The 22,038-nt window shown below is 70.6% G+C and carries 16 protein-coding genes and 5 pseudogenes; 12 read left to right on the top strand and 9 right to left on the bottom strand.

What is annotated here, in order from left to right:
* Positions 1-163 precede the first annotated feature (163 nt).
* The 6 genes and pseudogenes from zwf to OG390_RS43225 all read left to right on the top strand — a co-directional run.
* Entirely contained in the window at positions 164-1,729 is a 1,566-nt protein-coding gene (zwf, locus tag OG390_RS43250; RefSeq protein WP_406178214.1) for a glucose-6-phosphate dehydrogenase, read from the top strand.
* Positions 1,726-2,661 (top strand): glucose-6-phosphate dehydrogenase assembly protein OpcA, encoded by a 936-nt coding sequence (opcA, locus tag OG390_RS43245; RefSeq protein ID WP_406175624.1) that lies wholly within the window; start codon positions 1,726-1,728, stop codon positions 2,659-2,661. Before zwf ends, opcA begins: the two co-directional genes overlap by 4 nt.
* Positions 2,654-4,303, top strand: coding sequence for a glucose-6-phosphate isomerase (gene pgi, locus OG390_RS43240; protein ID WP_406175623.1), 1,650 nt, complete (start codon positions 2,654-2,656; stop codon positions 4,301-4,303). Before opcA ends, pgi begins: the two co-directional genes overlap by 8 nt.
* Positions 4,304-4,319: 16 nt before the next feature.
* Positions 4,320-5,198 (top strand): phosphogluconate dehydrogenase (NAD(+)-dependent, decarboxylating), encoded by an 879-nt coding sequence (gene gnd, locus OG390_RS43235; RefSeq protein ID WP_406178213.1) that lies wholly within the window; start codon positions 4,320-4,322, stop codon positions 5,196-5,198.
* 5 nt (positions 5,199-5,203) lie between these two features.
* Complete coding sequence (locus tag OG390_RS43230; RefSeq protein ID WP_406175621.1) at positions 5,204-5,809, top strand: histidine phosphatase family protein; 606 nt, start codon at positions 5,204-5,206, stop codon at positions 5,807-5,809.
* 115 nt (positions 5,810-5,924) lie between these two features.
* Positions 5,925-6,098: pseudogene (locus OG390_RS43225) on the top strand (TerB family tellurite resistance protein); the annotation flags it as partial.
* Positions 6,099-6,149: 51 nt separating this feature from the next.
* Here OG390_RS43225 and OG390_RS43220 read toward each other — a convergent pair.
* The 3 genes from OG390_RS43220 to OG390_RS43210 form a co-directional block, all read right to left on the bottom strand.
* Positions 6,150-6,440 (bottom strand): hypothetical protein, encoded by a 291-nt coding sequence (locus OG390_RS43220; RefSeq protein ID WP_406175620.1) that lies wholly within the window; start codon positions 6,438-6,440, stop codon positions 6,150-6,152.
* An 81-nt stretch (positions 6,441-6,521) separates the two neighbouring features.
* On the bottom strand, positions 6,522-7,484 hold the full coding sequence (locus OG390_RS43215) for a hypothetical protein (RefSeq protein WP_406175618.1): 963 nt from the start codon (positions 7,482-7,484) through the stop codon (positions 6,522-6,524).
* Between the two features lie 10 nt (positions 7,485-7,494).
* A complete protein-coding gene (locus tag OG390_RS43210; protein ID WP_406175616.1) occupies positions 7,495-8,979 on the bottom strand; it encodes an APC family permease in 1,485 nt (494 codons plus the stop codon).
* A 799-nt stretch (positions 8,980-9,778) separates the two neighbouring features.
* Here OG390_RS43210 and OG390_RS43205 point away from each other — a divergent pair.
* Positions 9,779-11,929 (top strand): annotated as a pseudogene (locus tag OG390_RS43205) (TIM-barrel domain-containing protein); the annotation flags it as partial.
* Positions 11,930-11,946: 17 nt separating this feature from the next.
* Here the strand turns inward: OG390_RS43205 and OG390_RS43200 are convergent.
* Positions 11,947-13,013 (bottom strand): annotated as a pseudogene (locus OG390_RS43200) (4-hydroxyphenylpyruvate dioxygenase family protein); the annotation flags it as partial.
* Between OG390_RS43200 and OG390_RS43195 the strand changes: the two are divergent.
* A pseudogene (locus OG390_RS43195) lies at positions 13,012-13,284 on the top strand (hypothetical protein); the annotation flags it as partial. The pseudogenes OG390_RS43200 and OG390_RS43195 sit on opposite strands and share 2 nt — an antisense overlap.
* Here OG390_RS43195 and OG390_RS43190 read toward each other — a convergent pair.
* Positions 13,200-13,640, bottom strand: a complete 441-nt coding sequence (locus tag OG390_RS43190; protein ID WP_406175615.1) for a PPOX class F420-dependent oxidoreductase — start codon at positions 13,638-13,640, stop codon at positions 13,200-13,202. The pseudogene OG390_RS43195 and the gene OG390_RS43190 sit on opposite strands and share 85 nt — an antisense overlap.
* Positions 13,641-13,715: 75 nt before the next feature.
* On the opposite strand from OG390_RS43190, the gene OG390_RS43185 reads away from it, so the two are divergent.
* The 3 genes from OG390_RS43185 to OG390_RS43175 are packed head-to-tail and all read left to right on the top strand — an operon-like array spanning position 13,716 to position 16,961.
* The gene (locus OG390_RS43185; RefSeq protein WP_406175613.1) at positions 13,716-14,294 is read left to right on the top strand and encodes a TetR/AcrR family transcriptional regulator; all 579 of its coding nucleotides are present in this window, start codon (positions 13,716-13,718) and stop codon (positions 14,292-14,294) included.
* Entirely contained in the window at positions 14,291-15,703 is a 1,413-nt protein-coding gene (locus tag OG390_RS43180) for an MFS transporter (RefSeq protein ID WP_406175611.1), read from the top strand. The genes OG390_RS43185 and OG390_RS43180 overlap by 4 nt, the downstream gene beginning before the upstream one ends.
* A 31-nt stretch (positions 15,704-15,734) precedes the next feature.
* Positions 15,735-16,961 carry a serine hydrolase domain-containing protein gene (locus OG390_RS43175; protein WP_406175609.1) on the top strand — a complete coding sequence of 409 codons (1,227 nt, stop codon included), beginning with the start codon at positions 15,735-15,737 and terminating at the stop codon, positions 16,959-16,961.
* A 9-nt stretch (positions 16,962-16,970) separates the two neighbouring features.
* On the opposite strand, the gene OG390_RS43170 is transcribed toward OG390_RS43175, so the two are convergent.
* From OG390_RS43170 to ribA, 3 genes are read right to left on the bottom strand one after another with little or no spacing between them, the layout of a single operon-like run.
* The gene (locus OG390_RS43170; protein WP_406175607.1) at positions 16,971-18,143 is read right to left on the bottom strand and encodes an NAD(P)/FAD-dependent oxidoreductase; all 1,173 of its coding nucleotides are present in this window, start codon (positions 18,141-18,143) and stop codon (positions 16,971-16,973) included.
* Entirely contained in the window at positions 18,140-19,153 is a 1,014-nt protein-coding gene (locus OG390_RS43165) for an ornithine cyclodeaminase family protein (RefSeq protein WP_406175606.1), read from the bottom strand. Before OG390_RS43165 ends, OG390_RS43170 begins: the two co-directional genes overlap by 4 nt.
* Positions 19,150-19,857 (bottom strand): GTP cyclohydrolase II, encoded by a 708-nt coding sequence (gene ribA / locus OG390_RS43160; protein ID WP_399090785.1) that lies wholly within the window; start codon positions 19,855-19,857, stop codon positions 19,150-19,152. Before ribA ends, OG390_RS43165 begins: the two co-directional genes overlap by 4 nt.
* A gap of 39 nt (positions 19,858-19,896) precedes the next feature.
* Here ribA and OG390_RS43155 point away from each other — a divergent pair, with 39 nt between their 5' ends.
* On the top strand, positions 19,897-20,706 hold the full coding sequence (locus OG390_RS43155; RefSeq protein WP_406178211.1) for a creatininase family protein: 810 nt from the start codon (positions 19,897-19,899) through the stop codon (positions 20,704-20,706).
* Positions 20,707-20,843: 137 nt separating this feature from the next.
* Here the strand turns inward: OG390_RS43155 and OG390_RS43150 are convergent.
* Positions 20,844-21,728, bottom strand: a pseudogene (locus OG390_RS43150) (lysylphosphatidylglycerol synthase transmembrane domain-containing protein); the annotation flags it as partial.
* Positions 21,729-22,038: the final 310 nt, after the last annotated feature.

Here is a 22,038-nt window from a genome sequence, read left to right as displayed (position 1 = left end):
ACCGGCTGCGGTGACGGCGGGATCCGACGAGGCGCACACGGAACCGGCGGGTTCCGGCGCCGCGAGCGCGGCGACGGCCGACGTGCCGGGCCCCGGTCACGCCGGCCCGGAAACGGCCGACGCGACATCGGTGCCCGGGCACGCGAACGCCGAGTGGGCCGACATGACGCCGCAGGCCCTCGCCGAGGCGCTCGGCCTGCCGGTGTCCGACTGGGACAACCCCCTGCGCGACCCGCGCGACCGCCGCCTCCCCCGCATCGCGGGCCCCTCCGGCCTGGTCATCTTCGGCGTCACCGGCGACCTGTCCCGCAAGAAGCTGATGCCGGCCGTCTACGACCTCGCCAACCGCGGTCTGCTCCCGCCCGGCTTCTCGCTCCTCGGCTTCGCCCGCCGCGAGTGGGAGGACCAGGACTTCGCGCAGGTCGTCCACGACTCGGTGCGCGAGCACTCCCGTACGGAGTTCCGCGAGGAGGTCTGGCAGCAGCTCGTCGAGGGCATGCGGTTCATCCCGGGCGACTTCGACGACGACACGGCGTTCAAGCAACTGCGCTCCGCGGTCGATGAGTTGGACTCCTCGCGCGGTACCAGCGGCAACTACGCCTTCTACCTCTCGGTCCCGCCGAAGTTCTTCCCGAAGGTTGTCCAGCAGCTCAAGAAGCACGGTCTCGCGGACGCGCCGGAGGGCTCGTGGCGGCGCGCGGTCATCGAGAAGCCGTTCGGACATGATCTGGCGAGCGCGCGTGAGCTCAACAAGATCGTGCACGAGGTGTTCGACCCGGACCAGGTGTTCCGTATCGACCACTACCTCGGCAAGGAGACCGTCCAGAACATCCTGGCGCTCCGCTTCGCCAACCAGATGTACGAGCCCATCTGGAACCGGTCGTACGTCGACCACGTCCAGATCACCATGGCCGAGGACATCGGCATCGGCGGCCGGGCGGGCTACTACGACGGCATCGGCTCCGCCCGGGATGTGATCCAGAATCACCTCCTCCAGCTGATGGCCCTGACCGCCATGGAGGAGCCGGCCGCCTTCGACGCCGAGTCGCTGCTCACCGAGAAGCTCAAGGTGCTCAAGGCCGTGAAGCTGCCGGAGAACCTCGGCGAGCACATCGTGCGCGGACAGTACGCGGCGAGCTGGCAGGGCGGCGAGAAGGTGCGCGGCTATCTGCAGGAGGACGGCATCGACCGCGAGTCGACGACCGACACCTACGCTGCCGTCAAGCTGGAGGTCGACAACCGCCGTTGGGCGGGTGTCCCCTTCTATCTGCGCACCGGCAAGCGCCTGGGCCGACGGGTGACGGAGATCGCGGTGGTCTTCCAGCGCGCGCCCCACTCGCCCTTCGACTCGACGGCCACCGAGGAGCTCGGCGCGAACGCGATCGTCATCCGCGTCCAGCCCGACGAGGGCATGACGGTGCGCTTCGGATCCAAGGTGCCGGGTACGTCGATGGAGATCCGGGACGTCACGATGGACTTCGCCTACGGCGAGTCGTTCACCGAGTCCAGCCCGGAGGCGTACGAACGGCTGATCCTGGATGTCCTGCTCGGCGACGCCAATCTCTTTCCCCGTCACCAAGAGGTGGAAGAGTCCTGGAAGATCCTCGACCCGATCGAGGGGTACTGGGAGACGCACGGCAAGCCCGCGCAGTACCCCTCGGGCAGCTGGGGCCCGAAGGAAGCCGACGAGATGCTCGCACGAGACGGACGGAGCTGGCGCAGGCCATGAAGATCGACCTGACCGACACCACGGCAAGCAAGATCAACAAGGCGCTCGTGCAGGGGCGCCGGGCCATCGGCACCCCCGCCGTGGGCATGGTCCTGACGATGGTCATCGTCACCGACGAGGAGAACGCGTACGACTCGATCAAGGCGGCCGAGGAGGCCTCGCGCGAGCACCCCTCGCGCACCCTGGTCGTCATCAAGCGCGTCGCCCGCACCCCGCGCGACCGTACCCACTCCCGCCTGGACGCGGAGGTGCGCGTCGGCTCGGACGCGGGCACCGGTGAGACGGTCGTGCTGCGGACCTACGGCGAGGTGTCCGACCACGCCGACTCCGTGGTCCTGCCGCTGCTGCTGCCCGACGCCCCGGTCGTCGTCTGGTGGCCGGTGGACTCGCCCGACATCCCGGTCAAGGACCCGCTGGGCGCCCTCGCGCAGCGCCGGATCACCGACATGTACGCCGTCGAGGCGCCGCTCCTGGCCCTGGAGGCCCGCGCCGCGTCGTATGCGCCCGGCGACACCGACCTCGCGTGGACGCGACTGACGCCATGGCGCTCGATGCTGGCCGCCGCACTCGACCAGGCCCGTACGCAGGTGACCTCGGCCGCCGTCGAGAGCGAGGCCGAGAACCCGAGCGCCGAACTGCTGGCCCGCTGGCTGGAGGCCAGACTGCGGGTCCCGGTCGAGCGGGTCGTCACCGCGGGGCCCGTCGTGACCGCCGTACGGCTCGGCACCGCGAACGGCGAGATCGTGATCGACCGCCCCGAGGGCCCGTTGGCCACGCTGTCCCTTCCCGGGCAGCCCTCCCGGACCCTCGCGCTGAAGGTGCGCTCCACCTCCGAGCTGATCTCCGAGGAGCTGCGCCGCCTCGACGCGGACGAGATGTACGCCGTCGCCCTGCGGGGCGAGGGCACCAAGGAGACCCCCCGTCATGTCTGACTCCCCCAAGCTCACGCGGCGTCCGGAGTGGGTGGCCCTGGAGGACCACCGCGCGGTCGGCCTGCTCCACCCGCGGCTGCGTGAGCTGTTCGCCGCCGACCCCGCGCGCGCCGAGCGCTATGTCGTGCGGGTCGGCGACCTGCGGATCGACTACTCCAAGCACCTGATCACGGACGAGACCCTCGCCCTGCTCCAGGAACTGGCCACCGCCACCGACGTGTTCGGGCTGCGGGACGCCATGTTCCGCGGCGAGAGGATCAATGTCACCGAGGACCGCGCGGTACTGCACACCGCGCTGCGCGCCCCGCGCGACGCGGTCATCGAGGTCGACGGCGAGAACGTCGTCCCCGCGGTGCACGCGGTGCTGGACAAGATGGCCGACTTCGCCGAGCGCGTCCGTTCGGGTGCGTGGACCGGACACACCGGCAAGCGCATCAGGAACGTCGTGAACATCGGCATCGGCGGCTCCGACCTCGGCCCGGCGATGGCGTACGAGGCGCTGCGGGCGTTCACGGACCGGTCGCTGACCGTGCGGTTCGTGTCCAACGTGGACGGGGCCGACCTGCACGAGGCCACGCGCGACCTGGACCCGGCCGAGACGCTGTTCATCATCGCGTCCAAGACGTTCACGACGATCGAGACCATCACCAACGCGACCTCGGCACGCTCGTGGCTGCTCGCCGGCCTGGACGGCGAGGACAAGGCGGTCGCCAAGCACTTCGTGGCGCTGTCGACGAACGCCCAGAAGGTGTCGGACTTCGGCATCGACACGGCCAACATGTTCGAGTTCTGGGACTGGGTCGGCGGGCGCTACTCCTTCGACTCGGCGATCGGTCTGTCTCTGATGATCGCCATCGGTCCGGACCGCTTCCGGGAGATGCTCGACGGGTTCCATCTCGTCGACGAGCACTTCAAGAGCGCTCCCGCCGAGGCCAACGCGCCTTTGCTGCTCGGCCTGCTGGGCGTCTGGTACGGCAATTTCTTCGACGCCCAGTCGCACGCCGTACTCCCGTACTCGCACTACCTGTCCAAGTTCACCGCGTACCTGCAGCAGCTGGACATGGAGTCCAACGGCAAGTCGGTGGACCGCGACGGCCACCCCGTGGAGTGGCAGACGGGCCCTGTGGTGTGGGGCACGCCGGGCACCAATGGACAGCACGCGTACTACCAACTCATCCACCAGGGCACGAAGTTGATCCCGGCCGACTTCATCGGCTTCGTCAACCCGGTCGACGAGCTGAGCGGCGAACTCAAGGACCAGCACGACCTGCTGATGGCGAACTTCTTCGCGCAGACCCAGGCGCTGGCCTTCGGCAAGACGCCGGCCGAGGTGCGCGCCGAGGGTGTGGCCGAGGAGCTGGTGCCGCACAAGACGTTCAAGGGCAACCACCCGACGACCACCATCCTCGCGAGCGAACTGACGCCCTCCGTCCTCGGCCAGCTGATCGCGCTGTACGAGCACAAGGTGTTCGTACAGGGCGCGATCTGGAACATCGACTCCTTCGACCAGTGGGGCGTCGAGCTCGGCAAGGTCCTCGCCAAGCGCGTCGAGCCCGCTCTCACCGAAGGCGCGGACGTCCCCGGCCTCGACCCCTCCACCGCCGCCCTCGTGGCCGCTTACCGCACTCTCCGGAAGAAGTGAATCTGATATGACCGCGATACAGCTGGGTCTCATCGGCCTCGGCAAGATGGGCGGCAACATGCGCGAGCGGATACGCCGCGCGGGCCACACCGTCGTCGGCTACGACCGCAATCCCGACCTCGCCGACGTGAGCAGCCTCGCCGAACTCGTCGGCAAGCTCGAAGGTCCGCGCGTGGTCTGGGTGATGGTGCCGGCCGGTGCCCCCACCCAGTCCGTCGTCGACGAACTCGGCGACCTCCTGGAGCCCGGCGACACCGTCGTCGACGGCGGCAACTCCCGCTGGACCGACGACGAGAAGCACGCCGAGGAACTCGCGGCCAAGGGCATCGGCTTCGTCGACGCGGGTGTCTCGGGTGGCGTGTGGGGCCTGCAGAACGGCTATGCCCTCATGGTCGGCGGCGACGCCGAGAACATCGCGAAGGTCCAGCCGATCTTCGACGCGCTCAAGCCCGAGGGCGACTTCGGTTTCGTCCACGCGGGCAAGGTCGGCGCGGGCCACTTCTCCAAGATGGTCCACAACGGCATCGAGTACGCCATGATGCAGGCCTACGCCGAAGGCTGGGAGCTCCTGGAGAAGGTCGACTCCGTCACCGACGTCCGGGAGGTCTTCCGCTCCTGGCAGGAGGGCACGGTCATCCGCTCCTGGCTGCTCGACCTCGCCGTCAACGCGCTGGACGACGACGAGCACCTGGACAAGCTGCGCGGCTACGCCGAGGACTCCGGCGAGGGCCGCTGGACCGTCGAGGCGGCCATCGACAACTCCGTCCCGCTGCCCGCCATCACCGCCTCCCTCTTCGCCCGGTTCGCCTCCCGTCAGGACGACTCCCCGCAGATGAAGATGATCGCGGCGCTGCGCAACCAGTTCGGCGGCCACGCCGTCGAGTCCGCGAAGTAACGGCCATGGGTGACCTCCTGCTGGTCCGCCACGGTGAGACCGAGTGGAGCGTGTCGGGCCGGCACACCAGCTGGACCGACCTTCCCCTCACCCAGCACGGCGAGGAACAGGCCAAGTCCCTCGCCCCGCTGCTCGCCGGACGGGGCTTCGCCCTCGCGCTCACCAGCCCGCTCGGCCGCGCGGTCCGCACCGCGGAACTCGCGGGCATCTACGGGGCCGTACCCGATCCCGATCTGCACGAGTGGGACTACGGCGCGTACGAAGGCATCACCACCGTCGAGATACACCGCACCCGGCCCGACTGGTACCTGTGGAACGACGGGGTGCCGCCCGGTCCGGCCGGTCACCCGGGCGAGTCACCGGCCGAGGCGGGGCGGCGCGCCGACCGCGTGCTGTCCCGGATCGAGAGCGCGCTCGGCGGCGGTGACGTGATCCTGGTCGCGCACGCCCACTTCCTGCGGGTGCTCACGGCCCGCCGGCTGGGACTTCCCCCGGCGGACGGGCGGCTGTTCCAGCTCGCCACGGGCACGGTCAGCCGGCTCTCCACCGAGCACGGGCGTCCCGTGATCGCCGAGTGGAATGCCGGCGGAACTTCTGCTGCCGTCCGCTAGTTTCTCCGGTGCTGTAGAAACCGAAGAGGTTCCGGTCCGCCCGCTCGGGCGGACCGGGCCTTCGACTACGTATGGAGTTCTCCTGGCCCTGTGGGACTGCATCAAGGAGTCCGCGTCGACGATGCAGACCCAGCTCGTGGCGAAGAAGAGGCCCGCCGAGGCCCGTGCCGTCATCCAGATCGGCATCGTCATCGGCGGCGCCGACGGCGACTTCGACAAGACCGAGCAGGACGTCGTGCGGGAGGCGTGCTTCGCGCTCGACCTGCCACCGCACGAGTTCGACCTGTAGCAGTCCTTCCGCAGCGACATCTCTGCTTGACACGGCCCCGGCTGCAACACGTCACCGAACTCGCTCAACACCCCTGGCGGGGCGAGCGCGTTGACGTAGCCGCGTGGCGAAGAAGGCGAGGGGCGCCACCACGGCGAGGCCCGCGAGGCTGTCCATCTGCGGATAGTGCGGGCCCGGTTCGGTGTTCTCGCTCCAGCCGTCGACACGCGCGCCCAGCAGCGGGCGCAGCGACCGCCGGAGGGACTCGCTGACACGGACGCCCAGTTCGTACGCATCCGTACTAAGGAAACGACCGATGACCGGCGCCGCCTGACCGTCACTCAGATCTCGGGTTGCCGTCACCGACCACCCAGAGCCGGCCGACCTGCGGCGCCCCGGAGCACCGCGGGCACGCCCGGCTCCGGGACACCTGACGACCGCGGCTCACACCCCGCGCGAGGTCCGTTTGCGCCATTTCACGAACTCCTTCTCCGGGTCACCGGTGTACGACCACGGCGTCCGGCCGGCCCGCCGCCCGATCATCCCGAACAGCGCGGTGGCGATGTCCGCCGTGCCGGCGTAACAGGCGGCGTGCGTCAGATAGTTGAGGTCGCGCACCTCCCAGGGCGCCACGAGGCCGTCCGGGCGCGCCGTGATCCAGCGCTGCCAGGTGCGCCGTACGTCGCTGACGGCAGCGTCGTGGTTCCAGTGCTGGCCGAGCCCGACGACGGCTTCCCGCTGACCCTTCGCTCCGTCGAGGATGTAGCGGTACTCCTCGACGCGGGCGAACTGCACCAGGACGGGCAGCGCGCAGCCCGGCGGCGCCACACCGGCCGCGTCGCGGGCGAAGTCGTACATGAGGCCGTGCGTGCCGTGCCAGCGCGACGAGTAGTAGTGCAGGATCTGGAGATGGCCCTCCATGCTGTACGGGTCGCGGCCGTGCAGTTCGTCCCACCAGCGGCCGAGTTCCTGGCGGCGTACACCGGTGGGATAGAGCCGGGCGACGGAGATCAGGGAGATCCAGGGCGTGGGGTCCTCCGGGTGGGACTCGGCGGCCCGGAGGCAGGCGATCACCGCCCGGTCGATGCGGTTCTGGTCGATGGGCACGCCCCGGCCCGCGGCGATGGCCAGGTTGAAGGCCCGGGCCACGTCGGTCGCGGCTCGCAGCACCAGCGCGTCGGCGCTGCGGGGTTCGGCGGCCAGCCAGGACTCGACCGTGGAATTGCCCGCGCAGGCCGGTGCGAGCAACCGGATCCGGTGGCTGCGCACGGACCAGTCGGCACTGTCGGCCCGCAGCAGCTCGCGCAGGCCCTGCCAGCGGCCGATGACGATGTCCTGGCGGGCCGAGGTGAGGGGTCCGTCCCCGCAGTCGGGGTCGAAGTCGGGGGTGAAGCGGTCTCCCGCCATCGGGTCCCTCTCAGAAGTCGGTGGGGAGACCCTCGTGGACGCGGGACCGTTCGGTCGCCGCCGCGGTGGCGTAGCCGTCGGGGATGTAGTCGGTCTCGACGACCTGGGTGGCGTCGAGCTTGGCGGGCCGGTAGTAGTCGCTGCCCTGCTTCCAGTACCAGAGCATGGGGATCAGGCCGACGGCGATGCCGCCGATGCCGATCGCGATCGACGCGCTGCTCAGGTCGCCCAGCGACTCGACGAAGATCCAGAACATGAACAGGGCGCCGAGCAACGGCCACAGCCCGCCGAAGAAGAAGTTGGCCGGGGACTTCAGCAGCGTCTTGCGGTAGGCGACGACCACGGCGATGCCGGCGAGGCCGTAGTAGACGGCGATCTGCAGGCCGATCGCGGCGATGGCGTCGGAGAGGATGTCACCGACCGAGCCGAGGGCGTTGGAGGTCACGAACATCACCAGGGCGACGGCACCGACCACGACGATGGCGACCCACGGGGTGTTCCACTTGCGGTGCACGCGGCCCAGCGCGGTCGGCATCGTACGGTCGCGGCCCATCGCGAACAGTGAGCGGGTGACCTGGATGAGCGTGGTCTCCAGGGTGGCGATGGTGGACAGCATCACGGCGACGATCAGCAGCTTGCCGCCCCAGCCCGGCCAGATCTCCTCGCCCAGCACGCCCAGGACGTTGGCGTCGTTGTCCTGGATCTGCTGGTCGGTGAGGATGACGTTCACCGCGATGGTGAACACCTCGAAGAGCAGGAAGACGATGCCGACGCCGATCAGGCCCGCGAGTCCCGTGGTGCGGCGGCTGTCGCGAGTCTCCTCGCTGAGGTTGCTGGTGACGTCCCAGCCCCAGTAGTAGAAGGCGGCGATGAGGGCGCCGGACGCGAAGCCGCTCACCCCGTCGAAGTGGCCGAAGCCGAGCCAGGACCACTCGAAGGAACGGGCGTTGCCGCTGTGCAGCAGGGCGCCGACCGCGAAGACGGCCAGAATGGCGAGCTCCACACCGGACATGACGAGCTGCGCGCGCACGGTGAGCCGGGCGCCGCCGAGCACCACGAACAGCATGACCAGGAACCAGGCCGCGCCGACCGCCGTGGCCAACGCGGTGTTGTCCGCGAGCCCTTCGTCGAAGAGGGAGAGGGTCATCGCGCCCGCGGGCAGCGAACCGGCGACCATGAAGATCGTCGCGGAGATGACCAGGGCCCAGCCGCTGATGAAGCCGAGGAAGGGGTGGAGCGTGCGGCCGACCCAGGAGTAGCTGGCGCCCGCGTTGACGTCGATCCGGCCGAGGTAGCTGAAGGCCAGCGCGATGCCCAGCATGGGTATCGCGCAGTACAGGAGTGCCGCGGGACTGGCAAGGCCCACCGCGCCGACGAGGACCGCGGTGGTCGCGGCCAGCGAGTATGCGGGGGCGCTGCCCGCGACCGCCATCACAACCGTGTCGAACGTACCGAGGGCATTGGCCTGAAGCCCTCTGCCCCTGTTGTTGCTCATGCTCGCGCTGCTTTCCGTCCTGCACGGCGCGCGGGCGGGCACGCCCGACAACGCCATGTGTTCAGTGGGGGGTGTGAAGGTCGATGCCGTACAACCGCCGTCATCGGGCAGAGGGTCGCTCCGCAGGTGAGGTGATGATAGCGGTGGCGGTTCGCCTTTCAATCTCAACTGGCCGGTAATTTGCGGCCGTCCACGGCGCCGGCCGCGGCGACACCTCAGGTGAGATCCATTGACATGAACCTGCACGCGCGGCCACTCTTCATGCTTGAACATGCACGATCCGACGCGATTTCAAGCACCTGCAAACACAGCACCGTTGGTTTGAGTGGAGATGCGTACCGTGCGAAGACTCCGACACCGTTCCTGGGCCATGGCGGGGCTCGCCACCGCCCTGGCCGTCACCGTGCTGAGCGCCCCGGCGCGGCCCGCGCTCGCGGCGACCGGACCGAGCGCCGTTCTCGACGACACACACCGGAGCGTCAGCTGGCAGAGCCCCGTCTACGCCAAGGGCACGTCGGGCGGTGCCGAGAGCTGCCCGTCCGCCGCCGACGACCCGGACAACAAGGTCTGCGACCGCTTCGATGTGAACGTCTCGGTACCCGAGGGGTATTGGGCCGACAACCCCGAGGGCGGCGTACCGATCTCGATCGGGTGGCAGCACCCCACCGACGACTTCGACCTGTACGTCTACGACGACGTGGGCAAGCAGGTCGCCTCCAGCGCGGGCACCGCCGACCCCGAGGCCACGGTGATCCCGAACGCGTCGGGGACCTACCACGTGCTGGTCGTGCCGTACGACGTGCACGACAACTCCTTCACCGGCAAGGCGTATCTGCCCGAGACGACGGACGCGGGAGATCTCACGTCCTTCAGCGGCCGCGACGGCAGCTACACCATCGAGGCCGGGCAGCTCAGGGCGCAGGCCGACTTCCTGGCCGATGGCCAACTGCGCCTCCGGGCCGACCCGTCCGGATCACTCTCCGACCCGGCGGGCACGGCCATCGTCCGCAAACAGCCCGCCGCGCAGAAGCACACGACGTCCTTCGACGCGGGCGCGTACTACGGCATCCGCTCCCCCGACGCGGTCCTGCGGGTCTACAAGAAGCCGCTGCGCTTCGGCCTCTACAAGGCCGACAACCGCACCCCCGTCTGGCAGGAGGACAAACCTCTTCGCTGGTCGACGAGCGGGATGCGGCAGAGCCTGGCCCGCGGCGCGGACGAGCAGTTCTTCGGTGGCGGCGAGCAGAACGGCAGCTTCGCGCACCGGAACCGGACGATGTACGTGGCCAACAATTTCGACTGGAACGAGGGCGGTTACAACAACTCGCAGCCCTTCTACCTCTCCAGCGCGGGCTACGGAGTCTTCCGCAACACCTTCGCGCCGGGCGTCTACGACTTCGGCTCACCGGTGCGGACCGGACAGCAGGAACGGCGCCTGGACGCCTACTACTTCCTCGGTGACGCGAAGCAGGTGATCGGCGAGTACACCGCGCTGGTGGGCAAACCGTTCATGCCGCCGGTGTACGGGCTCGAACCGGGCGACTCCGACTGCTACCTGCACAACGCCAACCGCGGCGAACGGCACACCCTCGACGCGCTGAAGATCGCCGACGGCTACACCTCGCACGACATGCCGCTCGGCTGGATGCTCGTCAACGACGGCTACGGCTGCGGTTACGAGAACCTCGCCGAGACGGCCAAGGGCCTCCAGGACCACCAGGCCCAGCTCGGCCTGTGGACCCAGGACGGCATCGACAAGCTCGCCGACCAGGTGAAGGCGGGCCAGCGCGTGGCCAAGCTGGACGTGGCCTGGGTCGGCAACGGCTACGGTTTCGCACTCGGCGCCTGCGACAAGGCCAAGGCGGGCATCGAGGAGAACAGCGACGCGCGCGGCTTCGTCTGGCTCCCGGTGTCCTGGGCGGGCGCCCAGCGCTGCGGCGTCCTGTGGAGCGGCGACCAGAAGCTGTCGTGGGACTACATCCGCTGGCAGATCCCGACGTATGCCGGGGCCACCATGTCCGGCATCGCGTACAACACCGGTGACGTGGGCTCGATCTACCGCCACGACGCCAAGATGTACGCCCGCGACCTGCAGTGGAAGGCGTTCCTGCCCGCCATCATGACCATGGACGGCTGGGCCTCCGACATCGCCATCGGCAAGCCTGCCGACCAGCAGCCCTGGCTGGACGGCGAGCCGTACACGTCCATCAACCGCAAGTACCTCCAGCTTAAGGAGCGCCTGCTCCCCTACATGTACACGCTCTCCGCCGAAGCGTCGAAGACGGGCGTGGGCGCGGTCCGTCCGCTGTGGCTGGAGTACCCGGACGACCCGAACACCCTGGGTGCGGACGCCAAGTACGAGTTCCTCGCGGGCTCCGACTTCCTGGTCGCCCCCGTCTACAAGGACTCCGAGACCCGCGACGGCATCTACCTCCCCAAAGGCACCTGGACCGACTACTGGACGGGCCGCACCTACCGGGGCCCGACGACGGTCGACGGCTACCACGCGCCGCTCGACACCCTTCCCCTGTTCGTGAAGGAGGGCGCGATCGTCCCCATGTGGCCCAAGGGCACAACGAGTTGGCAGACCCGCGATCGGCACGAGCTGGACTGGGACCTCTACCCGAGGGGGAACAGCAGTTACACGCTGTACGAGGACGACGGCGTGACACGTCGGTTCACAACGGGTGCGTCGGCGACGCAGCGCGTGACGGTGAACTCCTCCTCGCGGACCACTGAGGTCAACGTCGGTGCGAGCGTGGGCAGTTATCAGGACAAACCGGCAGCCCGCTCGTACCGCTTCACGGTGCACGGCGAGTCCGCGCCGCACCAGGTGCTCCTCGACGGGCGACCGTTGCCGCGGGACGCCTGGTCGTACGACAGGGTCACCGGGGTGACGACGGTCGGGACTCCCAGCCTGTCGCTGGACCGCGCGTTCTCCCTGCGGCTCACGCGGTAATCCCGCGCTCAACGCCCCGGTCGCACCGCGTGCTGCACGGCGAGGCGGACCGGGGCGTTCTGCGCGCCGTAGCCGCGGTAGCCGCCGTCGCGCTGGACGAGTTCGAAGAAGACGCGGCCGATCGTCTCGGTGGAGCAGTGGCGGAACTCGCCGTCCTGGTCGCGGTCGTAGAGGATGCCGAGTTCGCGGTTCGTCTCCAGCTCGCCGTCGGCGAACTCATACCGTGCGGCCAGGTCGTCGTAGTAGTTCGCGGGCGTCGGCAGCAGGCGACCGCCCGCCTCACGGAAGCGGCGCGCCGCGGTGACGACGTCCTGCGTGGCGAGGGCGATGTGCTGGGCGCGGCCTCCCTCGTCGGTGGGGGCGGGGCCGACGCCGAGGGCGATACGGACGCTGCCGTCGGCGTTGGTGACAGCACGGCTGCGGTGCAGCCCGTACGGGTCGGCGACGTCCACACTCTCCTGTGCGCTCAGCCCGAGCACGCTGTGGTGGAAGAGGGCGGCCTCGTCGAACTGGTGCCAGGGCTGGGTGAGCGCCAGGTGGTCGATGCGGGTCACCCGCCACGGGTCCCGGGCGTGCTCGACCTGCCGGAAATCGCTGGTCCAGCTCGGGAGTCCGGCTCGGTCGGTCGCGCAGAAGAACAGTTCGGTGCCGTCGGGGGCGGCCACCGCGTCGAGGGGCGCGTCCTCGAGGGCACGCCGGCGCGGCAGTACGGGGGCGAGCAGGCCTTCGGCGCGCCGGGCCGCGGCGGCCGGGTCCGGTGACTCCAGGCCGACGGCGGCGAGTGAGGTGCCGTCACGGCGTGCGCCCGGTCCGTCTTGACGAGGACGCGCGCCTCGCCCTGCTGCCAGAGGTCCACCGGCTTGCTGCGATGGCGGGCCGTACGCGTGAAGCCGAGGGCCCCGAGCAGCGCGGTGACGGGGGCGACGTCGGGGGTGACGAGTTCGGCGAAGGCGACACCGGTCGGCACCACGGGGGCGGGCGGGCTCGCGAGGCCGGTCGGCTCCTGGAGCAGGGGTCCGGTCGCCTCTTGCAGGACGAGGAGGGAGCGCCGGGCGTCGACGGCGGTCGGCCCGGCCCAGAACGTCCTGATGAACAACGAGTTGATCGCCGAGGCCGCCCGGCGCGCGGGCCTGGCCTCACCCCTGCTTGACGCCTGTCACGCCCTCTTCACGGAGACCGTGACGCTGGGACACGGCGGGTCCGACATGGTCGCGGTCCTCCATGCCATCGAGGCACGCACGGACACCGGCACCGGCATGGCTCAGCGTCCCCGGGGAATGCCGTACGCCCGGTCCACGTGCAGCCGTAGGACGAGCCGACGGTCGCGGACCATGGCGGCCCGGTAGTCGTCCCAGTCGGGGTGCTCGCCCAGGACGTCGCGGTAGAGCCGGATCAGCTCCTCGACCGTCTCGTCGTGCGGGTCCTCGGCCACGGGTGTCAGCTCGGCCGTGCCCTCGGCGACCGTGTAGGCCCAGCGGTCCTCGCTGGTCACGTGGTACGAGGCCCGTGGGTCCCGGCGCAGATTGCGGGTCTTGGCGCGGTCGTCGGTGAGCGAGACCCGGACGATCCGCTCGTCGGGGTCGTAGGCGTGGCTGACGTTCGACAACTGGGGCCGCCCGTCCTTCTTGAGGGTGACGAGCACCCCGCCCTTGTACTCGGAGAGCAGTTTGAGCAGTGCGTCCTGCGTCGCGTCCTGAGTCATGTATCGACCAACCTCCGGAAGGCAGCCCCCATTCCCGCGTAGACACTGTCTACGATCAGGTGGTAGACAGCGTCTATGAGTGAATCGGAGAAAGGGCTGCGGGACCGGCTGGTCGAGGTCGGTGTCGACCTGGTGACCAGGGAGGGCGCACAGGTCCTGACCCTGCGGGAGATCGCCCGGCGCGCCGGTGTCTCGCACGGAGCACCGCGCCGCTATTTCCCGACCCACCTGGACCTGCTGTCGGCCATCGCACGCCGTGGCTTCGCCGACCTGGGCGCCCGCGCCGCGACGGCCGTCGGCGACGGCGAGGCAGGCCCTCGCGACCAGCTCGTGACGCTGGGGAGGGCCTACCTGGACTTCGCGCTCACCCAGCGCGGAATGTACGAGCTGATGTTCCGTCACGATCTGCTGGAGAGCGGACAACTGGGGCTGCGCGAGACGAGCCTTCCGCTGTTCGGTGTTTTGGTGGACCTGGTCGGCCGGGTGCGGCCCGAGGCCGATGCCCCGGTCGTCGCGGGCGCACTTTGGGCGAACCTGCACGGCATCGCCCAGCTCTGGGGCTGGGGCAGCCTCCAACTGGCCACGGGAGCCGACGACTTCGCACCTCTGTTGCTGACCGCGCTGGACGCGCACCTCGGGACGGAGGAGCGGTGAAGTCACCCGGCTCGGCGGCCCATCGCCGGCTCACCCTGGCGAGCAGCGTGCTCGGTGCCGTGATCGTGGCCCTGGACGGAACCGTGCTCACCGTCGCGCAGCCCACGCTGCAACGCGATCTGCACGCCTCGTTCGCACAGGTCCAGTGGACGAGCACCGGCTATCTCATCGCGGTGGCCGGCCTGTTGGTGTTCGCGGGTCGGCTCGGGGACCGGTACGGCCATCAAGTGGTCTTCGCCGTGGGCATTCTGGGCTTCGGCGCCACATCGGCGGGGATCGGTCTCGCGCCCGGCATCGGCTGGGTGATCGCGCTGCGCGTCGCGCAGGGCGTGTTCGGCGCGCTGCTGCAACCGGCCACACTCGGGATGCTGCGCGCCGCGTACCCTCCCGACCGGCTCGGGATGCCCATCGCGCTGCGCGCGAGCGCCATCGGCCTCGCGGCCGCGGCCGGTCCGCTGGTCGGCGGCGCGCTGGTCACCCATCTCGGGTGGCGGGCGGTCTTCTTCCTCAACGTGGTGCCCGCACTCGTGATGGGGGCACTGGCGCTCGCCGTCCGTGGTCCGGCCCGGGGCAGGGCCCCGGCGGCCGCCGGGCTCGACCTGCCCGGCGCCTGCCTGCTCGCGGTGGCCCTGGTCGGCCTGGTGCAGACGCTGGTCGAGATACCGGAGGTGGGCTGGACCGCGGCAACCGTGCTCGGGCTGCCCGTCGTCGCGGCCGCGGGAGCCGCGTTCGTACGCCATGAACGCCGAACCGCGAGCCCACTGGTCCCGTCCGATGTCCTCGGCTCGGCAGCCATCGGCGCGGCGCTCGGCATTCTGGTGGCCGCGTCGGCGTCGATGCTGGGCGCACTGTTCGTCGGCAGCTACTTCCTCCAGGAGACCCTGGGCCTGGACCCGCTGCAGACCAGCCTGAGAGCACTGCCCGGCGCCGTAATGGTGGTGCTCGGCGCTCCCGTCTCCGCCGTACTCCTGCGCAGGTTCGGCGCCCGCCGGACGACCGTGGCGGGGACGGGCGTCCTCACACTGGGCGTCATTGTGTTGTCCCGGCTCGACGAGGCGTCGACCGCGGTGCCGATCGGCACCGGCTTCCTGCTGCTGGGCGCCGGCTTCGCCACGGTGATGGTCACCGCGACGGCGGTCGTCGTACGGCACGCCTCGGCGGAGTCGGCCGGCGTGGCGGGCGGACTCCAGCAGACGGCGATGAACGTCGGGCCCACGCTGGGCGTCGCGGCGGCGGCGACGCTGATGACGCTCACGAGCGGTGTCGCGATGGGTCCCCCGCTGACGGCACTCGCGGCGGTGTCCGCGACCGGTGTGCCGCTCGCCCTGAGACTTCCCGGGCGCGCGGGTGTCGTGACCGCCGATCAAGGTCTCCCGGGGGACGCTTCACCCCTCCGTACGAGACCATGAGGATAGGAGCGCCGTAGCCCGAAGGAGACTCATGGGAGACCTGCGACAGGAGGTCGAGCCGCGCGAGGCCGGCCTCGATCCGAAGGCCCTGGCCCGTCTCGACCAGCACTTCGCCCACTTGGTGGACGACGGCCGACTGCCCGGCTACCTCGTGTCCGTGGCCCGGCACGGCCGTGTCGCGCACCTCACCACGTACGGCTGCCGTGACCGCGCGGCCCGGCTCCCCGTGGAGAGCGACACCTTGTGGCGGATCTACTCCATGACCAAGCCGGTCACCTCGGTCGCCGCGCTGATGCTCCTCGAAGAGGGGCACCTCCGACTCGACGACCCCGTGGCCGACTTCCTTCCCGCGTTCGCCGACCCGCGGGTCTACGTCAGCGGATCCGGCCCCGATCCGACGACCCGCCCGGCCGGACAACCGGTCCTGCTCCGCCACTTGTTGACGCACACCGCGGGCCTGACCTTCGGCTTCTACCACTCCCACCCCGTCGACGCGCTCTACCGGGACGCCGGTATGGAGTCGTCGGTGCCGCCGGGCGCGAACCTCGCCGAGGCCATCGACGTGTACGCCTCCCTGCCGCTGCAGTTCGAGCCGGGCAGCCAGTGGAACTATTCGGTCGCCACCAATGTCCTCGGCCGTGTCATCGAGGTGGTGTCCGGCCGGGATCTCGACGACTTCCTCCGCGAGCGGATCTTCGCCCCGCTCGGGATGGCGGACGCCGGCTTCTGTGTCACCGACGAGCAGGCCGGCCGGCTCGCCGAGCTGTACGGGGAGGACGACAAGGGCGGGATCACCCCGATCGCCGGGCTCCCGCTGCACGGCCGCCCCCGCTTCCTGTCCGGCAGCGGCGGCATGGTGGCCACCGCCCACGACTACCACCGCTTCACGGACATGCTCCGCCGCCGCGGCGAACTCGACGGAACCCGCCTGCTGACCCCCGAGACCGTGGACACCATGGTCTCCAACCACCTCCCCGGCAACGCCGACCGCCGCACCTTCGGCAGCCCCGTCCACCAGGAACCCGGCAACGCGGGCCTCGGCTTCGGCCTCGGCGTCTCGGTCGTGGTGGACCCGGGCATCACCCGGTCCCCCGCCGGCGAGGGCGCGTTCGGCTGGAGCGGAGTGGCCAGTACGACGTTCTGGGTGGACCCGCGCCGCGACCTGACCGTGCAGTTCTTCACCCAGGTCCGCCCGACGACGTCCAACTCGCTCTTTCCCGAACTCAAGCGGCTCGTGCACGAGGCGGTGCTCGACTGACCCGGCGGGTCACACGAGGTTGACCTCAGGGCGCGGGGCGTCGGCGGCGAAGCGGTCCGCGCTCAGGGGGCCGATGTCGACGAAGGGGGCGCGGCCCAGATACAGATCGCGGACGACCTCGCCGACGGCCGGGCCCTGCAGGAACCCGTGGCCCGAGAAGCCGGTCGCGTACAGGAAGCGCGAGCATGAACTCGCCTCGCCGATCAGCGCGTTGTGGTCCGGGGTGATCTCGTACAGGCCCGCCCAGCCGCCCGTCCTGCGCAGGTCGAGCAGGGCGGGAGCGCGCCGCTCCATCGCCGCGGAGAGGTGCGGGATCCAGCGGTCGTGCGTCTGCGTGGAGAAGCCCGGGGTCTCGTCGGGGTCGGACATACCGAGGAGGAGACCGGGGCCCTCGCGGTGGAAGTAGAGGCTGGTCGTGAAGTCGATGGTCATGGGGAGGTCGGGCGGCAGGCCCTGGACGGGTTCGGTGACGGCGACCTGGCGGCGCAGCGGCTGCACCGGGAGGTCCACGCCGGCCATCGCGCCGACGGCCCTCGACCAGGCGCCCGCCGCACAGACGACCGCGTCGGTGGCGATCCGGCCCCGGTCGGTGACCACGGCCGTGATGGTGTCGCCGTGCGTCTCGATGCCGGTGGCCTCGCAGTGCCGCAGCACCGTCGCGCCATGACGCCGCGCCCCGGCCGCGTAGCCCTGGACCACGGACTCGGGCGTGCAGTGTCCGTCGTCCGACGAGAAGGCCGCGGCCAGCAGCCCGTCGGTGATGATCAGCGGTGACAGTCGGCGCGCCTCGGCCGGGTCGATCATGCGGCTGGGTACCCCGAGCGCGTTCTGCAGCCGCACCCCGGCCTCGAACGCGGCGACCTCCTCGGGCGTGGACAGCAGGAACAGATAGCCGACCCGGTGCAGCCCGATGTCCTGGCCCGGTTCCTCGCCGAATCGGGCGAACGCCTCCAGACTGCGGGCGCCGAGCTGGATGTTGAGCTCGTCGGAGAACTGCGCCCGGACCCCGCCCGCCGCTCGCGACGTCGACCCGGAGGCGAGTTCGTCGCGCTCCACGAGCACCACGTCGCACACCCCGGCGCGGGCCAGGTGGTAGGCGATGCTCGTGCCCATCACGCCGCCGCCGATGACGACGACCCGCGCGGTCCTGTCCACCGGCGCGTCCGTCCGGCTCGGGCTCATCGGTGTGCCCCTCGCGCCCGGGCCGCGTCGATCACGGCCCAGGCCGCGGCGGCGTCCTGGATCCCGAGACCGACGCTGTTGTAGAAGACGATGTCGTCGGGGCGCGTACGAGCCGTGTGCCGGCCGGTGAGCACGCCGCCGAGCGGGATCAGGTCCTCTCGGGCGAGCCGCCCGTCTCGCAGCGCGTCGACGACCGGCCCGGCGTGCTCCGCCGCGGTCTTCGGGTCGTCGACGACCACCGCGGCGGCCCGCCGTACGACCTCCGCGTCGACCTCGCTGCGCGTGGGCTCGAAGGAGCCGACGCTGACGACCGTGCAGCCCGCCGCCAGCCACTCGCCACGCACCACGGGCGTGGGGCTGAGGGTGCAGGCCGCGACCATCGGAAGGCCGACCACGGCTTCCTCGGCCGTGTCGACGGCCTTGGCGGCGACGCCGAGTTCGGCGGCGAGGCGCTGCGCCGCGTGCGCCCGTCGTCCCGGGTTCGGGCTCCACACCCGTACGGATCTCAGTTCCCGGACCCGGGCCACCGCCCGCGCGTGGGCGAGGGCCTGGGTGCCGGAGCCGAGGAGACCGAGTTCGGTGCTGTCGGCGGTGGCCAGCGCGTCGAAGGCGACGGCGCTCGCCGCGGCCGTGCGCAGGGTCGTCACCGCGGTGCCGTCCATGACGGCGGCGAGCTGCCCGGTGACCGGGTCCAGCGCGTTGATCACCGCGTGAATGGTGGGCCGCCCGGCCGCCGCGTTGCCCGGATTGACGCTGCCGATCTTGGCGACCGCCCCGGTGTCCGCGGACAGCCGCGCCAGATACGCGAAGACGACGCTGTCGTCGAAGCGGCTGGGGTGCATGATCTTCCCCGGGAGCTCCGCGGTGCCGTCACCGAGCGCGGTGAAGGCCGCCCGCTGCGAGGCGATCGCCGCGTCGGTGTCCAGCAGCTCCCCGACCTGCTCACCCGAGAGGTACAGCGGGCCGACGGCGTCTTCGCCGGGTCCCTCGCATACGTAGTCTTCGGTCACTCCTCAGTGATAACCGTCTTCGACGATCCGCAAAAGATCGCCTGCGCCCAATCGCCGCCGTCCAGGTGGGGCAGGTAGTGGTCCAGGCGCTCCCGCTTGGTCAGCAGATAGCTGAGGTTCTCCTCGCACGGCGGGATCAGCAGCGGCACCTGCTCGGCGACCTTGATGCCGTTGCGCAGCAGCGACTCCCGCTTGCGCGGGTTGTTCGACAGCAGCCGTACGGACCGTACGCCGAGGTCGTGCAGAATCTCCGCCGCCACTCCGTAGTCGCGGGCGTCCACCGGGAGGCCCTGGGCCAGGTTCGCCTCGACGGTGTCCAGGCCCTCCGCCTGGAGCTTCATCGCGCGCAGCTTGGCGAGCAGGCCGATGCCCCGGCCCTCGTGGCCCCGAAGGTAGACGAGGATGCCTCGGCCCTCGGCGACGATGGCGCGCAGTGCGGCGGCGAGTTGGGGGCCGCACTCGCAGTGCGTGGACCCGAAAGCGTCTCCGGTCAGGCATTCCGAATGGAGCCGGGTGAGCACGTCGCCTTCCGCAATGGCGTCCAAGTCCCCGTACACCAGGGCCACTTGTTCCTCGCCCCGATCGTGGTCGAGGTAGCCGACGGCGTGGAAATTGCCGTACTTGGTGGGCAGGGGGGCAATCACGACTCGTTCGACACCTGTGTGGTGGGCATTCCCGCCGAGTACGCCAAAGTTATCTGTCATGATCTGGTTCCTAAGCAGAGTCGAAAGGGCCGTGAAAACATGAGTAGTTCGGGAACGCGCTCGGCGGTATCCGGTCTGTTGCCGTTGGACACCACGGAGGATGTACGGGAGCGGGGGGCCGGTGTCGCCCGTCAGGTCGCCGTCCTTCCCGTCGGCAGCTTCGAACAGCACGGTCCGTTCCTGCCCTTGGCGACCGACACGCTCGTCGCGTGCGCCATCGCGCGGGAGGTTGCCGCCGCGTATCCGGTCCATCTCCTTCCTCCGGTGACGATCTCCTGCTCGCACGAGCACGCGGACTGGCCGGGGACGGTCAGCATTTCCTCCGTCACGCTTCACGCGGTGGTACGGGACATCGCCGACTCGTTGCGCGCGTCGGGCGTCGACACCCTGGTGCTGGTCAACGGGCACGGCGGAAATTACGTACTGGGCAATGTGGTTCAGGAATCCGTCGGCAGCGGTACCCGTATGGCGCTTTTCCCGGCCATGGAGGACTGGGAAGCGGCGCGTGAACGAGCCGGTGTACAAACCTCGTTGCTCAGCGACATGCATGCGGGAGAAATCGAGACCTCCATTCTTCTGCATGCCCACCCGGAATTGGTCAAAGCCGGTTACGAGACCTCCGATTTCCTTGCCGACGACCGGCGGCATCTGCTCACCCTCGGCATGTCCGGCTATACCGAGTCCGGTGTCATCGGCCGTCCCTCGATGGCTGCCGCCGAGAAGGGGAAGGAGCTGCTGGCGGCGCTGACCGATTCCTTCGGGGCGTATTTCTCCCTGGTGACGGCCGAGACACTGCCTTCGCGAGCCTCGGATGCGGGAACCTCGCCGGTCGTTGATCGTCGGCATTGATCGTGCCCTCCTGCGCTCTCCTCGCGAGGGCGCCGGAGCGCCGCGCACCACCGGACGACCAGGACAACGGCGCCGGGCAGGCTCGCCGCGAAGCTGAGCACTCCGTAGACCACGGCGACGGTCAGGCCCATGCTCGCGCCGAGCCCCGCGGCGCCGAACGCCCAGGCGGTGACGCCCTCCCTGGGACCCCAGCCGCCGACGTTCAGCGGCAGCCCCATGGCGAGCAGGGCCAACAACGCCAGCGGCATCAACTGGGCGACGGACGCGGTGGATCCGGCGACCCGGGCGGCGAGCACGAACATGGCCAGGTGGCCGGCCAGCACCAGCACCGACGAGAGCAGCACGCCGGGCCAGCTGCCACGGGCGAGCAGCGCGCCCCGCGCCTCGGTGAGCGCGGCGCGCACGGCTCCGTACCGTGGGGAGCGGCCGGGCGCCCGGCCCCTGCGCACGGCGCTCACCGTCACGACTCCGCACACCGAGACGCTCGCCAGGATCACCGCGAGCTGCCGGGTGTCGGCGAGCACCGGCGACGGCTGCGTGAGCAGCACGGTCGCGCCGACGGCCACCAACACGGCCTGCCCCGCCGTCCGTTCGAGCACCACCGCGCGCACTCCACGCCCCATGTCCCCCGCGCTCTGTCCGTGCCGTACGGCGCGGTGCACATCGCCGAGCACCCCGCCGGGCAGCGCCGCGTTCAGGAACAGCGCCCGGTAGTAGTCCGCGACGGCCGACCCCAACGGCAGCCGGATGTGCAGCCCACGGGCCACCAGGCTCCACCGCCACGCGCTCAGCACCGTGGTGAGCAGCCCGAGCCCGAGCGCCGCCAGCAGCGTCGCACCGTCGATCCGCCGCAGCCCGTCCAGAAAGACCCCGGTGCCGAGCCGCCAGAGCAGCACCCCGAGGATGACGACACCGGCGGCGGTGCCGAGGTGCGTACGGACCTTGCGCGAGCCGAGCCGGGCCCGCAGGCCTGCTGCGGGCCGCGTACGGGCCGGGGCCGCCTCGCTGTCGCCGACGCCCATCGCAGCCGCCGTGCTCCGGGCCCGGGCCTGGGCCGCCGCACCGCGAGTGGGAGCCTGGTCTGCCGCGCCAGGGACAGGGGTCGTGCCCACTGCGCTGAGGGCGGCGGCCGGTCCCGCCCCGCCGTCGGCCCGGACCGGCTCCGCCGCACCCCGCGCGGCATCCTGGCCCACCATGCCGCGTGCCGGGGTCGGTTCGGCTTCGCCGCGGTTCCTGACGGCGGCCGCCTGGCCGAGGGTGCGGATCACGCCCGGCCGGGCACCGTTCCCGCGCCTGCGGGCCGCGACCGCGCTCGTGTCCTTCGTGCGTGTA

Origin of the sequence: Streptomyces sp. NBC_00996, from assembly GCF_045162675.1 — a bacterium.
Taxonomy (GTDB): domain Bacteria; phylum Actinomycetota; class Actinomycetes; order Streptomycetales; family Streptomycetaceae; genus Streptomyces.
This window is presented reverse-complemented; position numbering and strand designations above follow the sequence as displayed.

What these genes read in the sequence shown, in the direction of transcription:
- pgi (WP_406175623.1), top strand. Translation starts at nt 2,654, where the DNA reads ATGTCTGACTCCCCCAAGCTCACGCGGCGTCCGGAGTGGGTGGCCCTG.
- OG390_RS43175 (WP_406175609.1), top strand. Translation starts at nt 15,735, where the DNA reads ATGGGAGACCTGCGACAGGAGGTCGAGCCGCGCGAGGCCGGCCTCGAT.
- OG390_RS43155 (WP_406178211.1), top strand. Translation starts at nt 19,897, where the DNA reads ATGAGTAGTTCGGGAACGCGCTCGGCGGTATCCGGTCTGTTGCCGTTG.
- OG390_RS43215 (WP_406175618.1), bottom strand. Translation starts at nt 7,484, where the DNA reads ATGGCGGGAGACCGCTTCACCCCCGACTTCGACCCCGACTGCGGGGAC.
- OG390_RS43170 (WP_406175607.1), bottom strand. Translation starts at nt 18,143, where the DNA reads ATGAGCCCGAGCCGGACGGACGCGCCGGTGGACAGGACCGCGCGGGTC.
- ribA (WP_399090785.1), bottom strand. Translation starts at nt 19,857, where the DNA reads ATGACAGATAACTTTGGCGTACTCGGCGGGAATGCCCACCACACAGGT.
- OG390_RS43190 (WP_406175615.1), bottom strand. Translation starts at nt 13,640, where the DNA reads ATGACTCAGGACGCGACGCAGGACGCACTGCTCAAACTGCTCTCCGAG.
- OG390_RS43230 (WP_406175621.1), top strand. Translation starts at nt 5,204, where the DNA reads ATGGGTGACCTCCTGCTGGTCCGCCACGGTGAGACCGAGTGGAGCGTG.
- OG390_RS43210 (WP_406175616.1), bottom strand. Translation starts at nt 8,979, where the DNA reads ATGAGCAACAACAGGGGCAGAGGGCTTCAGGCCAATGCCCTCGGTACG.
- opcA (WP_406175624.1), top strand. Translation starts at nt 1,726, where the DNA reads ATGAAGATCGACCTGACCGACACCACGGCAAGCAAGATCAACAAGGCG.
- zwf (WP_406178214.1), top strand. Translation starts at nt 164, where the DNA reads ATGACGCCGCAGGCCCTCGCCGAGGCGCTCGGCCTGCCGGTGTCCGAC.
- OG390_RS43185 (WP_406175613.1), top strand. Translation starts at nt 13,716, where the DNA reads ATGAGTGAATCGGAGAAAGGGCTGCGGGACCGGCTGGTCGAGGTCGGT.